At 67.5% G+C, this 13,996-nt stretch carries 12 protein-coding genes; 5 read left to right on the forward strand and 7 right to left on the reverse strand.

Translation table 11 applies throughout. The features are described 5' to 3' along the window. Positions 1–59: 59 nt before the first annotated feature. From IHQ52_RS03895 to IHQ52_RS03920, 6 genes are all read right to left on the reverse strand, one after another. Positions 60–1,631, reverse strand: a complete 1,572-nt coding sequence (locus IHQ52_RS03895; protein ID WP_182155143.1) for a hypothetical protein — start codon at positions 1,629–1,631, stop codon at positions 60–62. Between the two features lie 101 nt (positions 1,632–1,732). After that, positions 1,733–2,569: an HpcH/HpaI aldolase/citrate lyase family protein gene (locus IHQ52_RS03900; protein ID WP_096272665.1), complete on the reverse strand. Its 837-nt coding sequence runs from the start codon at positions 2,567–2,569 to the stop codon at positions 1,733–1,735. After that, positions 2,566–3,729, reverse strand: a complete 1,164-nt coding sequence (locus tag IHQ52_RS03905; RefSeq protein ID WP_238064123.1) for an acyl-CoA dehydrogenase family protein — start codon at positions 3,727–3,729, stop codon at positions 2,566–2,568. The genes IHQ52_RS03900 and IHQ52_RS03905 overlap by 4 nt, the downstream gene beginning before the upstream one ends. 70 nt (positions 3,730–3,799) lie before the next feature. Then, entirely contained in the window at positions 3,800–5,179 is a 1,380-nt protein-coding gene (locus tag IHQ52_RS03910; protein WP_182155147.1) for an MmgE/PrpD family protein, read from the reverse strand. Continuing rightward, on the reverse strand, positions 5,176–6,294 hold the full coding sequence (locus IHQ52_RS03915; protein WP_238064124.1) for a CaiB/BaiF CoA transferase family protein: 1,119 nt from the start codon (positions 6,292–6,294) through the stop codon (positions 5,176–5,178). Before IHQ52_RS03915 ends, IHQ52_RS03910 begins: the two co-directional genes overlap by 4 nt. Before the next feature lie 88 nt (positions 6,295–6,382). Next, a complete protein-coding gene (locus tag IHQ52_RS03920) occupies positions 6,383–6,943 on the reverse strand; it encodes a MaoC family dehydratase (RefSeq protein ID WP_096272656.1) in 561 nt (186 codons plus the stop codon). 258 nt (positions 6,944–7,201) lie between these two features. Here IHQ52_RS03920 and IHQ52_RS03925 point away from each other — a divergent pair, with 258 nt between their 5' ends. From IHQ52_RS03925 to IHQ52_RS03940, 4 genes are all read left to right on the forward strand, one after another. Continuing rightward, positions 7,202–8,149: a hydantoinase/oxoprolinase family protein gene (locus IHQ52_RS03925; protein ID WP_268896876.1), complete on the forward strand. Its 948-nt coding sequence runs from the start codon at positions 7,202–7,204 to the stop codon at positions 8,147–8,149. After that, on the forward strand, positions 8,067–9,281 hold the full coding sequence (locus IHQ52_RS23575) for a hydantoinase/oxoprolinase family protein (protein ID WP_268896875.1): 1,215 nt from the start codon (positions 8,067–8,069) through the stop codon (positions 9,279–9,281). Before IHQ52_RS03925 ends, IHQ52_RS23575 begins: the two co-directional genes overlap by 83 nt. Before the next feature lies 1 nt (position 9,282). Beyond that, the gene (locus tag IHQ52_RS03935) at positions 9,283–11,103 is read left to right on the forward strand and encodes a hydantoinase B/oxoprolinase family protein (protein WP_238064125.1); all 1,821 of its coding nucleotides are present in this window, start codon (positions 9,283–9,285) and stop codon (positions 11,101–11,103) included. A 92-nt stretch (positions 11,104–11,195) separates the two neighbouring features. Then, complete coding sequence (locus IHQ52_RS03940; protein ID WP_238064126.1) at positions 11,196–12,320, forward strand: amidase; 1,125 nt, start codon at positions 11,196–11,198, stop codon at positions 12,318–12,320. 74 nt (positions 12,321–12,394) lie between these two features. Here the strand turns inward: IHQ52_RS03940 and IHQ52_RS03945 are convergent, their stop codons facing one another. Then, positions 12,395–13,120, reverse strand: coding sequence for a FadR/GntR family transcriptional regulator (locus tag IHQ52_RS03945; RefSeq protein ID WP_182155153.1), 726 nt, complete (start codon positions 13,118–13,120; stop codon positions 12,395–12,397). Positions 13,121–13,469: 349 nt separating this feature from the next. Between IHQ52_RS03945 and IHQ52_RS03950 the strand changes: the two genes are divergently transcribed. Then, positions 13,470–13,904: a CBS domain-containing protein gene (locus IHQ52_RS03950; RefSeq protein WP_006437463.1), complete on the forward strand. Its 435-nt coding sequence runs from the start codon at positions 13,470–13,472 to the stop codon at positions 13,902–13,904. Positions 13,905–13,996 lie beyond the last annotated feature (92 nt).

The raw sequence follows: 13,996 nt of genomic DNA on the forward strand, positions 1-13,996 counted from the left end.
GACGTCGAATGCCCGGACGGATCTGTTCCTTCACTTCGCCGGCATCACTGCCGACGGGATCACTTCACCGACAGGGGCACGGCGGTGGTCGACCCACCGGCGTGGACCGTTGCGGTCAGCGGGGTCCACCCTGTCCAGAGGTCCACCGGCACATCGAGCTTCGCACCCGGCCGGAGTGTGACCGGAGTCTGTGTGACCGCGCTCCGGTCGGCGATGGTATCGCTGCGTTCGACCGCGACCCGGAATTTCTGCGCACGACCCTCGGTCTGCACGGTCACGCCGACGGGCGACGTGGCCCCCACCGAGACCGACGAACCCGGACCGATGGCGAGCTGCGAGGTCTGGGTCGAGACCGAACGCAGCGAATCCTCGGTCGCAACTTCGAACCGGGCTGTCGTCGGTGCCGACGAACTCACCCGGATCGCGTGACGAACGGGATCGACATCGAGCGCGGACGTCGCGCCGGCGGGAACCTCGAGATCCCCGACCGCCACCGCACCACCGCTGCTCAGGACCGTCGTGCTGATGTCGGCGGTACGCCCGGCCTCGACACCGTCGACGACGACGCGGAAACGCTTGCCCGCGGGGACGATGAACCGCGCGGTGTTGTCGTTGTTGAACAGGATCTTCTGCTCCACACCGGGAATCGGCTTGCCGGACAGGTCGGTGACACGGACGTCCCAGTCGACGTCACCGACGCCCTTGGCCGTTCCGTTGGTGTCGGTCACCGCGACGACGGTGTCGTCGGTGCGGAGATCGGGATCCTGATGACGCGCCAGGACCGTGGCCAGCGGGACCAGCATCATCTTGTTCTTCTGCGAGCCCTGGAACAGCATCGTCGGCTCGGACGGATTGGTCGCCGTCGAGTAGTACCAGGTGTCGGCGGCCGGATCCACGACCACCATCTTCTCCAGACCCGGGAAGTTGTTGTCGTAGACCACGATACCGCGCTTGCCGTCGCCGAGATCCCGAATCGCCACCGGGTTGATCGCGTGTCCGGCCGTCTGCTCGTCGTCGGTGTAGATGGCGAGGATGTAATTGTCGTTGCGCGACCAGGCGTTCCGGAGCTTGGTCAGTGCCTGCGACACCGAGACCTCGGACATGGCGAGATCCGTGGGCGGGAAGCCCTGGGTGATGAACATCCGGGCGATCAGCTCGTCGAGAGGAGCCGAGGCAGGCATGCTGTAGACCGTCTGCCAGGGCATCGCCAGCGGGAACGGGCTCAGGCGCTTCGTGTTGTACAGACCTGCCAGCGCCGCCATGCCGTAGCAGTGGCCGCCGGTCATCGACTCGTTGAACTCTTTCTGCACGAGTTCGGCGACGGTGGTCGGTGAGCAGACGCCGAGCACGATCCGGGCACATACCTCGTCGCCGAAGACCGCACGCATGCCGTCGATGGTGAGACCGCGCCGGTGCAGTGCGTCGTCATCTCCCCAGTTCTCGAAGGAGAAGCCGTCTCGTTTGACGTCGAATCCGGAGTGCGCGACCACCTTCCCGGCCTGAGGATTCACGACGGGTGCCGCCTCGGAGGCGCCGATCCCCACCACCGAGATCGTCGCCGAGACTGACACCGCGAGCGCCGCAACCAGCGGACGCGTCGACCATCGGGAATGGCCCTGACCTTTGCGCATTGCTAAACATTAGCGGACAAATCAGGCACCCTGAGCACATCCTGAGAGGAATCAAGGCCCCCTGTCGATGATCTGTCACGAAATCGTCGTCCGCGGGTGTGTCAGGCCCGGCGAGCGAGGGTCCTACGCGCGATCCGGGCGACCGCCTCGTCGATGAGCCGGCCCGCGCTGTCGGTCGCCGCCCCGTGCCCGGCGGCGTCGAAGGCCGCCAGCACGTCGACCGCAGTGTCGACCTCGGACGCGGTCGGTGCGAGACCGGCACGCGCGGGCCCGATCTGGCGCGGGTGGATGCACGCACGACCGAAGAAGCCGAGCCCGGTGAGCCGCCGAGTCTCCGTCTCGAATGACTCGGCATCGTCGATGACCGGCGATGCCGCCGCGAGGGGTGGCCGGATCCGTGCCGCTGCCGAGGCGGCCACGACTTGCGATCGTGCCCAAAGCAATTCGTCGCCGGCGACCGGCGTGACCCCGAGGTCCGCGGCCAGGTCGACCTCACCGATCTGCACGAACTCGACCCGGGGACCGGCGGCGATCGCCGCTGCGTTCACCAGCCCGGCGCCGGTCTCGATCAGTGGTGAGACCGGTGTTCGTGGACGGCCCTCCTGCGTCTCGAGATCGGTGAGCATCCGGTCCACGTGTTCCAGCGTCGCGCGATCATCGCATTTGGGCAGCCAGATGCCGTCGGCCCCGCACCGGACCGCCATGGTCAGGTCGTCGAGCAGCTCGGCACCCGGATTCACCCGTACCCACGCGGGCACACCGGACCGGTCGCGGTTCTCGAGCCAGGTGCCCACCGCGATACGCGCAGCGTCCTTGGCGGCCACCGGCACCGCGTCCTCGAGGTCGAGGACCACGGCATCGGTACCGGAGGCGGTCGCCTTGCCGAAACGTTCGGGCCGGTCGCCCGGTACGTACAGGTAGATCAGCGGCGAAGTCATCCGACGGTGACGGTCCCGTTGACCAGCGCCTTGGCGATGACGGTCCGCATGATGTCGTTGGTGCCCTCACCGATCGACATCAGCGGCGCGTCGCGGTAGTACCGCTCCACGTTGAACTCGGTCGAGTAACCGTAGCCACCGTGGATCCGCATCGCCTCGAGGCTCGCGGTGATCGCGGTCTCCGAGGCGAAGTACTTCGCCATGCCGGCCTCGCCGTCGACGCGTGCACCCGAATCCGCCTTCGCGGCAGCCCAATACGTCATGAGACGAGCGGCCTGCAGCTGGGTCGCGATGTCGGCGAGTTTGAGCTGGATCGCCTGGAAGTCCGAGATCGGCTTGCCGAAGGCGGTGCGCTCCCGGGAGTAGTTGAGCGCCGCGTCGTACGACGCCTGCGCGATGCCGACGCTGCGGCCGGCGATGTTGAGGCGGCCGATCTCCAGGCCGGACAGGGCCTGCTGCATACCGCGGCCCTCGACCCCGCCGAGCAGCGTCGACGCCGGCACCCGCACCTCGTCGAGGAAGATCTCGCACGATTCGGTGCCCTTGTAGCCGAGCTTCCCGAGATCGCGCTGGACCTCGAATCCGGGAGTCGTGGTGTCCACGAGCAGGATGCTCATGCCCTTGTGCGCCGGGGTGGCCGACGGATCGGTCTTGACCAGGACGGGGAGCACGTTCGCGTGGCGCGCGTTGGTGATCCAGGTCTTGGTGCCGCGGATGACGTAGTCGTCGCCGTCGCGGGTGGCGGTGGTCTTGATGCCCTGCAGGTCGGTGCCCGCGCCCGGTTCGGTCAGTCCGATGCCGGTACGGCATTCCCCGCTGGCCAGCCGGGGCAGCCACTGCTGCTTCTGCTCTTCGGTGCCGTGGCGAGCGATCATCCAGCACGCCAGGTTGTGGCTGCCCAGGATGCCGGCGATCCCCATCCAGCCGCGGGCGATCTCCTCGTACACGAGGGTGAACGACACCATGTCGAGTTCGAGTCCGCCGTACTCCTCCGGGGTGGTGATCCCGAACAGACCCATGTCACGCAACCGCGCGACGATCTCCGTGGGATAGCGACCCTCACGTTCCCACTCGTTGGCGACCGGGATGATCTCCTTGTCGACCAGCTGGCGGAGCGCCGACCGGAAGTCGCGCTGTTCCTCGTTGAAGCTGAAATCCATTGCGTGATCCTTGATCTGAGGTGTGGACGGTACTCCGGGCCCGGCCCGGAGTTTCGGCGAGAAGAGTCGGTCAGCCGATGAGGGCGGTCGCGAGCACCGGGATCTGTTCGACGGACGGGGCGTCGCACAAACCGAGGACCGCTTCGATGAGGGCATCCGCGTCGGCTCCGCCGCCGCTGTTGCCCCGTAACTTCTCGGCGACCGCGGCGTCGTCCATCGGCCGGCCGGAAGTGCCTCGGCTGCAGGGAACCTCGCCGACGAGCCGGGTGGAGTCGTCGAGGGTGATGACCGCCCGGCCGGCGGCGTCGGCGGCCGGGCGGGCATCGGGTACGGGAACGACCTCGACGCGTCCGGCGGTGGCGGCCACGTCGGGTCGAACGATCGATTCCTCGGCGTAGGTGTCGACGGTGACGGCACCGTCGTGGACGAGTGCGGCGACGCTCCACGGCAGATCGAACTTCGCGTCGTAGACGCTGCGTGGACTGCGGGTTCCGGTTCCCGGCCCGCAGACGATGTCCACGCTGTCGGGATGAACGTCGACGCTGATGGCGGCGACGCGCGACGCCGTCACCTGGGCACCCGCCTGCGCCGCATCGGCCAGGGCCTGCGCCACCGCATCGAGCGAGGCGTGCATGAGCTGACAGCTCGGGTACGGCTTGATACCGATACCGGCGCTCTCCCAACGAGTTCCGAGATCGGCGACGATCACGTCGGGATCGACGTCCCGGTCGGCGAGCGCCCGGTAGAGGCCGCGCCGGCCCTCCAGCACCGATTCGGGACCGGTGGCCCCGGCCAGGGCCAGGCGCGCGGCGAGGACACCGCTGAAACCCGCGTTCCCCGGATGCAGGACCTTGGTGTTGGCCCCGGTGTCGAGGAACTCGAGCAACCCACCCGACGACGACGCCGCGATGCCGATGGCATCGGTGAGACGGTCGGCGTCGGCGCCGTACAGCAGGCCGGCGGCGACGGCACCGGCGAGCGGGCCGACCACGGCAGTCGCATGGAGTCCGCGCGCGTGGAAGCCGTGCGGTGCGGCCGCACCCAGTCGACAGGCGATCTCCAGGCCGGCCACCAGCGCGGTCACCGTCCGCGCACCGGTCGCGCCGACTTCCTCGGCGACGGCCAGGACGGCCGGTGCCACAACCGTCGTCGGATGCACGAGCGCACCGGCATGCGTGTCGTCGAAGTCCAGGGCGTGCATCAGAACCCCGTTGGCGAAGGCCGCCGCGGGAGCCGAGATGGCCTCGGGGTCACCGAGCGGATGTGCCTGCGCCGGGCCGCCGAGCCCGCGGGCCACGGACAGTCCGGGGCCGCCCTGATCGAGTCGGCGGGCGCCGATCGCATTGCCGATCCCGTCGAGCAGGTGTCGCACCGCGGCCTGCCGGGTGACCTCGGGGATGTCCTCGATGTCGAGGCCCGCGGCCCAGCGCGCGAGCCGGCGGGCGGTCACGGCGTGGCCTGTGCGATCGATCCGAAGGCGCCGGCCTCGACGAGACCGCTGACGTCCTCTGCGCTGTAGCCGAGCAGTTCCATCACCTCGTCGAAGTTCTCGTTGCGGCGGGGAGCCCGACGATACTCCGCGGGCTCGTTGCCGAAGCGCACCGGTGAGGTGACCTGACGGACCTCGCCCCACACCTCGTGTTCGGTGGTGGCGATGAGCCCGCGCGCCAGGGTGTGCTCCTCGGTCAACGCCTGCTCGACGTCGTTGATCGGCCCCGTCGGCACACCGGCCTTCGTCAGCAACGACACCCAGTGATCGACCGTCGCCTCGGCGAATCGCTTCTCCAGCAAGGGCAGCAGTTCGTCCTTGTGCTGGCCGCGGGCGGCGAAGTCGGTGAACCGCGGGTCGTCGAGCAGCTCGGTGAGGCCGATGGCCTCGGCCAGCCGCACCCAGAACTTCTCCTTGGCGCAGCCGACGACGAACCACCCGTCGGAGGCCTCGAAGGCCTGGAACGGCACCAGCGAGGGATGCGCGGAGTTCTTCGTACGGCCCGGACGGTAGCCGGCGTTGAGGTGCCAGGCGGCCGGGTAGGTGAGCATCGAGATGGCGGTGTCGTAGAGCGAGACGTCGCAGTCGCCGCCGACCCCATCCCGCCGGGCGGCGTGCAGACCCGCCATCAGGCTGAGCGCGGCGACGTAACCGCCACAGAAATCGACAAGGGAGAGACCGGATTTCGTGGGCGGACCGTCGGGATCGCCGGTGAGGTCCATCCACCCGGCCAGGCCCTGCAGGATGTAGTCGTAGCCGGGCTGCTTGGCCCGCGGACCGGTCATGCCGAACCCGGTCAGGCTGCAGCAGACGATGGCCGGGTTGAGGTGCTTGAGGTCGTCGTAGGTGATCTTGATCTTCGCCGGGACGTCGCCGCGGAGATTCGAATAGACCGCGTCGCTGGTGCGGACCAGATCTTCGAACACCTTGCGCCCGCCGGGCGTCCCGAGGTCCAGCGACAGGCTGCGCTTGTTGCGGTTGAAGGTCTCGAAGAACAGGGAGTCCTCGCCCTTGTTGTAGGGCGGAACGTAGCGCCCGACGTCGCCGCCGGAGGTCGGCTCCTCGATCTTGAGCACGTCGGCACCGAGATCGGCCAGATGGACGCTGCGAAGGGGCCGGCGCCGTACTGCTCGACGGCAAAGATGCGGACGTCTTCGAGCGGCCTCATGAGCGCGCATCCTCGGTCTGTGCGGCGGCGGTGAGCTCGGTCAGCGAGGGCGCATTGACCTCGGGGAAGTAGTTCTGTCCGATGCCGCTCTCGCGGGTCGCGACCATCACCGAACGCTTCCACGAGATCACGACCTCGCCGTCCTGGTTGACGCCCCGGGTGACCATCGACACGATGCCCGCGTAGGGACGAGACTTGGACTGGCGCAGGTCGGTGCAGATGCTCTCGGCGTAGATCGTGTCGCCGACGTAGACCGGATGCTGGAGTTTGACGTCGGTGAACTGGAGGTTGGCGACGGCGTTCTGACTCATGTCGATCACCGACAGTCCGAGCACCAACGCGATGGTCAGCCCCGAGTTCACGATCACCTTGCCGTCGGTGATGGGATTCGTCCGGGCGAGGTGCTCGTTGAAGTGGTTCTGATTGGTGTTCATCGACAGACAGGTGATCCACGCGTTGTCGGTGTCGGTGATCGTGCGGCCCATCGGGTGCTGATAGACGTCGCCCACGACGTAGTCCTCGAAGAAGCGTCCGAGTGTGGCGGGATGGGTGGTCAATGGTCCTCCTGAAGGGTGCGGCGTTGTCGTCGAGAAGCACACGCCGTGACGCGGCCCACCATAAACATCTGAGCTTTAGGTCGTCAAGGCGTCACAATCACCGGTTAGTCACCGAGAATCTGCTCATGGGATGCCGAAACATCTGATGTCTTGCATCATTCTTCCGAGCGCAGCTATGGCTCAGATCACTCCCGTCACCGGATGGGGCGCACCGATCCGACGTCGGGGTGACGGCATGAGAAGAGGAAGCGAGTTTCGATGAAGCGAATCGGCGTGGATGTGGGCGGTACGTTCACCGACCTGGTCCTGTGGGACGACGACGGGACGGTGACGGTGCACAAGACGCCGTCGACCAACCACGATCCCTCGATCGGCACGATGGACGGGATCGAGGTGCTGGCGCAGCGTGCGGGCATCGACGTCGCCGACATCGAGATGTTCTTCCACGGGACCACCGTGGCCACCAACATCGTGCTCGAGCACAACGGCAGCGACGTCGGCATGATCACCACCGACGGGTTCCGCGACCTCCTGCACATCGCGCGTAAGAAGCGCCCCCTGAACTACTCCAACTACCAGGACCTGCCCTGGCAGAAGTGGCAGCTGGTCCCGCGCCGCAACCGGCGGACCGTCCCCGAGCGGATCGACGCCGCCGGCAACGTGCTGACCCCGCTCGACGAGGACGCCGTCCGCCGCGAGGTCGCACTTCTCCGCGAACGCGGGGTCGAGGCGATCGCCGTCGCCTACCTGCACGCCTACCGCAACCCGACCCACGAGCAGCGGGTCCGCGAGATCATCGCCGAGGAGTACCCCGGCGTCTTCGTGTCGCTGTCCAGCGACGTCGCCAGCCAGTACCGCGAATACGAGCGCTTCTCGACCACCGCCCTCAACGCCATCGTGGGACCCAAGACCTCCCGCTACATCGAGAACCTGGCCGGCAAGGCGAAGGCCGCGCAGGTCGGCGAGGACGTCCACCTGATGACCTCGGCCGGCGGTCTGGTGACCTCGCGCAGCGCCAGCGAGGTCCCCGTGTCGCTGCTGACCAGCGGCGTCGTCGCCTGGCCTGCTCGGCGGCTGCTTCATCGGCCGGGCCTCGGGATACCCGAGCGTCATCACCCTCGACGTGGGCGGCACCTCGGCCGACATCGGTGTCGCACCCGACGGCAAGCTGCGCATGAAGCACCTCCTCGACACCCGGATCGGTGACTACCACGCGATGGTCCCGATGGCCGAGGTCGACACCATCGGCGCCGGCGGCGGCTCGATCGCCAGCATCGACGAGGGCGGCATGTTCCGCGTCGGACCACGCAGCGCGGGCGCCATGCCCGGACCCGCCTGCTACAACCGCGGCGGCACCGAACCCACCTCGACCGACGCCATGGTCGTCATGGGCTGGCTGGGCGCCGACAGTTTCTTGTCGGGAACCATGGAGGTCAAGCCGGAGCTGGCGACCGAGGCGGTCAAGACCCACATCGCCGACAAGCTCGGCGCCGATCTCGAGCATGCCGCGATGGGCATCTTCCAGATCCTCGCCCACTCGATGACCGAGGCCATCTCCCTGCACTCGGTGCGCAAAGGCTATGACCCACGCGAGTTCTCGCTGGTCGCCGAGGGCGGCGCCGGACCGCTGTACGCGTGGCAGATCGCCGAACACCTGGGCATCCCGCGGGTCATCGTCCCCGGCCATCCGGGCATCACGTCGGCGGTCGGCCTGCTGACCACCGACGTGCGCTACGAGGTCCCGACCACCGTGTGGACGTCGTCGGCCGAACCCGACCTCGACTTGCTGAGCCGCGAGATGGACCGGCTCTCCGAGCAGGCCGTTGCCCAGCTGCGGGCCGACGGCATCGCCGAGGACGACATCACCCTCGAGCGCAGCGTCGACTGCCGTTATGTCGGACAGGGTTACGAGCTTCGTGTGCCCGCACCCGCCGGCGAGATCACCGCCGAATGGGTCGAGCAGACCGCGGCCACCTTCCACGAGGTGCACGGTCGTACCTACTCGCAGCGTTTCGACGACAAGCCGGTACAGCTGGTCAACATCCGCGTGACCGGTGTCGGCGCGGTCGAGCACATCCGCATCGCCGAGATCGACAAGGGCGGCGCCGACGCGTCGGGCGCCATCAAGTCGACCACCCAGGCGCTGTTCTGGAAGAACGACTCCGCCGACCCCGAATGGGTCGAGACCCCCGTCTACGACCGCGCACTGTTCAAGGCGGGCAACACCTTCGAGGGCCCGGCCATCGTCCAGCAGTTCGACTCGACGACCATCGTCGGCATCGGACAGAAGGCCACGGTCGACGCCGTGGGCCACATCATCATCGAGAGGAGCGCCTGAGATGGCGAAGACCCTGATGCCCACCGACGGCGTTTCCCTTGCCGCCGAGGCCAATAGGACCTGGAACACCGTCGAGGTCGATCCGATCACCCTGCGCGTCATCGGTGGCGCGCTGAACTCGATGGCCAAGGAGATAGCCCAGGTCCTCTACCGCATGACCTACTCGAGCCTGATCCGCGAGTCCGAGGACCTCGGCGCCGGCATCTTCGACGTCAACGGTCGCGAACTGTGCGAGTCGGATTCGACTCCGATGCACTGTGGTTCGATCCCGGCCTACATCCGCGGCGTCAACCGCAAGCTCGCCGGAACCTACAAGCCGGGTGACGTGATCCTGCACAATCACCCGTACCACGGCGCGGCGCACTCGCCCGACTACGGCGTGATCATCCCGATCTTCTGGGAGGGCGAGCACATCGGGTTCGCCGGGTGTACCGGTCACGTCTCCGACATCGGCGGCAACTTCCCCGGCCTGTGCATGGACGTCGTCGACGTCTGGGCCGAGGGCAAGCTGATGGACTCCATGAAGATCTACGACGGCGGCGTCCGCAACGACATGCTGATCCAGCACATCCTGGACAACGTGCGCACACCGGAGCAGAACCGCGGCGATCTCGAGGCCCTGATCGCCTGCTCCCGCATCGGCGAGAAGCGGTTCGTCGAACTGCTCGAGAAGTACGGACTCGACGTCGTGATGAGCGCCGCCGACCGGTGGATGGACTACTCGGAGGAGATGCTGCGCAGCCGCATCCGGGCGATCCCCAACGGCAGCTACGAAGCACCGATCGGCTACCTCGACGACGACGGCAAGAATCGCGGTGTCCCGCTCAAGGTCGCGGTCCGCGTGCAGGTGGAGGACGAGGACGTCCTCATCGACCTCACCGGCTCGAACGATCAGGTGCCCACGGCGTTCAACGTGCCCTTCGAGGGGTCCGTACTTCCCGTCGCGGTGAGCGCGATCCGCACGATCCTCCTTGATGAGTACCTCACCGAGGAGTTCGTCCCGCAGAACGACGGGTGCTTCCGTCCGGTGCGTGCCTACGCACCCGAGGGAACGATCTTCAACCCGGATTTCCCGGCGTCGTGTTTTGCCCGGTTCTCTCAGGTCAACCGGATCTTCGACTCGATCAACCTGGCGCTCGCACCGGTGCTGCCCGAGCGGGCCATCGCCGGTTCGTCGGCGGCGCTGTGTGCCATCGCCTATTCGGGTCTGGCCGAGGACGGCGAGTCGTACTGGGTCTACATCGAGATCAACGAGGGTTCCTACGGTGCGCGCAACGGCAAGGACGGCATGGACGCCGTCGACGCCCTGATGGCCAACACCCGCAACAACCCGATCGAGGAACTCGAGCTCAATCACGCCATGCGCGCCGAGCGTTACGAACTGCGCGACGAGTCGCCGGCTCCCGGCCAGTGGCGCGGAGGCATCGGCAGTGTGCGCACCTGGTACATGGAGACCGACACCTTCCTCGGCTCGGAGGCCGACAACCGCACCGACCCGCCCGCGGGTGCGCTCGGCGGCGGCGACGGCGCCTCCGGATCGTTCATCCGCAATCCCGGCACACCGGAAGAAGAGGTGCTCTTCTCGAAGGTCACCCAGGAGGTCATCCACGCGGGTGACCGCCTGGAGATCCGGATGCCGTCGGGTGGAGGTTTCGGCGACCCGTTCCGGCGCGACCCGTTCTCCGTGCTGTCCGACGTGTGGGACGAGTACCTGACCGCCGAGGAGGCGCGCCAGGACTACGGTGTGGTCGTGAACACCGACAACTGGACCGTCGACGAGGCTGCCACCGAGGCCCTGCGCTCGTCGCGGGTGGCGTCCTGACCAGTGATCTCGGAGGGGCCGGCGATTCTGTCGCCGGCCCCTCCGGCATCTCCGGGAGTCCCTCTGCCGAAGCGGTTTCCGTCGCCGAGCGCTTGAACACGGTCATCAGCTGGGTGCCCGGCGAGCTGGGCGTCGATCCATCCGGGGCCCGGAGTCCCCTGGCGGGTGTCCGCGTGGGCGTGAAGGACAACATCGAGGTCGGTGGGGTGCGATCCACCTGTGGATCGGAGTTCTTCGCCGACCGCGTGGCGGCGGACGACGCGGCATGTGTCGACGCCCTGAAACGTGCCGGGGCGGTGATCACCTCCACGCTGAACCTCGCCGAGTTCGCCGTCGGCGTCACGAGCCAGAACTCGGCATCGGGCGGTCCGGTGAATCCCTGGGACGCCCGCCGTGTGCCCGGTGGCTCGAGCGGCGGGTCAGGTGTCGCCGTCGCCGCAGGGGTCGTCGACGTGGCACTCGGCACCGACACCGGCGGTTCGATCCGGTTGCCCGCCGCATGCTGCGGGGTGACCGGTCTGCGCCCGTCCATCGGCCTGCTGGACATGTCCGGGATCTTCCCCGTGAGTGCGGACTTCGACACCGTCGGACCGCTGGCCCGCACGGCCACCCGGGTGCGCGAGACGTTCGCGGTGCTCGCCGGTTCGGACCCGACACCCCCGGACACCGGTCCCCTCAGAGTTGCGGTCCCGTGGCCGTTCGTCACCGGCGACGTCGATCCCGCCATCACCGATGCCGTCACCGAGGCCGTCGAACTCCTCCGGCAACTGGGTCACCGCGTCGTGGAATGTCCGGTGCCGCACAGTGAGTCGGCGCAGGACGTGGTCTACACCCTGATCTATTCGGACCTGGCACGCATCCACGCCGAACGATTGCGCGACGAGCCGTCCCGTTTCCAGCCGGCGACCCGCGAACGAATCTCCCTCGGACTGGACATCTCCGACGAACAGCGGGCGGCCGCGGTGCGACAGCGGGACGTCTTCCGGTCGGCGATGGCCGACATGTTCCGGGACGTGGACGTCGTGCTCACCCCGGCGACGCCGGTGGACGTACCGGAGCTCGGCGTCGGGGAGGCGGTGGTGGCGCAGGCCCGCCGGATGGGACAGCTGACGTATCCGTGGTCGTTGCACGACGGCCCGACGCTGGCGCTGCCGGTCGGCGTGCATCCGTCCGGAATGCCCATCGGTGCACAGCTGACCGGCCGCGCGTCTGCGTGAGGGGACCCTCCTCGCGCTGGCCGAGCAGGTGCAGGAACACAGCGACTGGCATCTCCGGCTCCCGCCCGTCCGTGTCAGTTCTGGCGTCTGAGCAGGTCCATCTGCTTGTAGACGTCACCGAGGTGGTCGAGGTGCCGGCGCATGAGGGTCATCGCCGTCATCGAGTCCCGGCGCTCGACCGCCTCGAGGATCGCACGGTGATCCTCGTCGACGCATCGCCAGAATCCTTCCGGCGCGACGTCACGACTGAAGCGGCTGCCGATGACCCGAAACACCGGGACGGTGATGAGATCGAGGAGCGGGTTGTCCGCAGCGCGCAGCAGGATGCGGTGAAACTCCTGGTTGTTGGCGTAGACCTCGGGACCGATGCCGGAGGATGGGTCGAAGATGGTGTCGCGCAACTCTTCCAGGTGAGCGTCGGTGTGCCGGTAGGCGGCGACGCCGGCCGCGGGGACCTCGGTGAGCTGACGAACCTCCATGAGTTGGTCGACGGTCACCCCCTCGGCGGCGGCGAGCAGGGTGACCCCGGCTTCGAGATGGGCACTGAGCTGGCCGATGTCGGGGGTGGCGACGAACGTCCCGCCGGTGACCCCGCGCGTGGTGTGGACCAGGTTCTCGCTCGCGAGCGTCCGGATGGCCTCGCGTACGGTGCTCTGACCCACGCCGAACTCGGCCCGGAGTTCGGTGTCCGGTGGGAGACGGGTGCCCGGGGTCAGTTCGCCGGCGAGGATCCGTACGCGCAGCGCGTCGGCGACGACCTCGTACGCGGGACGCTTGCCGGACTTATTCGCCTCTGTCACAACATGTTCCGATCTCAGTAGGTTTGTCTCAAACTACCAGATCATCCACACATCGACGCCTACCGACAGATCCGACTTCGCGCTGCGCAGTCTCTGCAGGACCTCGTCGAAGTGAGGTTCGCGGCATCGCGTAAAGGTGTGGACGATTCCATCGACGCACCACCCCGGAATGATTCGCTGCTCTACCCCAGGGCACGACGACACGGCTGAATCAGTCACGTCGACTACCTTTGTCACTTCGTCGCGGTCCGACCGACTCTAGGCATCAGCTGCACGAAGGGGTGGCATGGAGACGGAGGGATCCATGCACCGACCCCCCGACCGAGTGCCTACACAGAGGAGTGCACACATGACGACGACTGCCCAACAGATCATGCACGAAGGCGCCGAGTGCATCGAGGCTCACGCCACGCTGGCTCAGGCGGCCGGGCTGATGGCCGAGCTCGACATCGGGGCGCTCCCCGTCCTCGACGCGCAGGACCGCCTCACCGGGATCGTCACCGATCGCGACATTGTGACGAAGTGCGTTGCGGCCGGCCATGATCCCGGAACGATGCTCGTCGGCGATCTCGTCGGGCCAGAGGTGTTCAAGGTCGACACCGATGCGGACGTGGATGAGATTCTGCGACTGATGGAGACCCACCAGGTGCGGCGCCTTCCGGTGCTCGACGACGGCCACCCGGTCGGCATGATCAGTGAAGCCGATATCGCGCGGAATCTGCCCGAGTACACAGTGGGACACCTGGTTGAAGCCGTGTGCGCCCCCAGAGCTCTCTCGGTCTGAGACGAAACCCGCACTGGGCCGAGCAGAAGACGAGTCGTGACCACATCTACAGGCCATCGGTCGATCGCTCGGTGACCGAGCGCCGGAGCGTC

It is taken from the genome of Gordonia amicalis (genome assembly GCF_022059885.1).
GTDB lineage: Bacteria > Actinomycetota > Actinomycetes > Mycobacteriales > Mycobacteriaceae > Gordonia > Gordonia amicalis.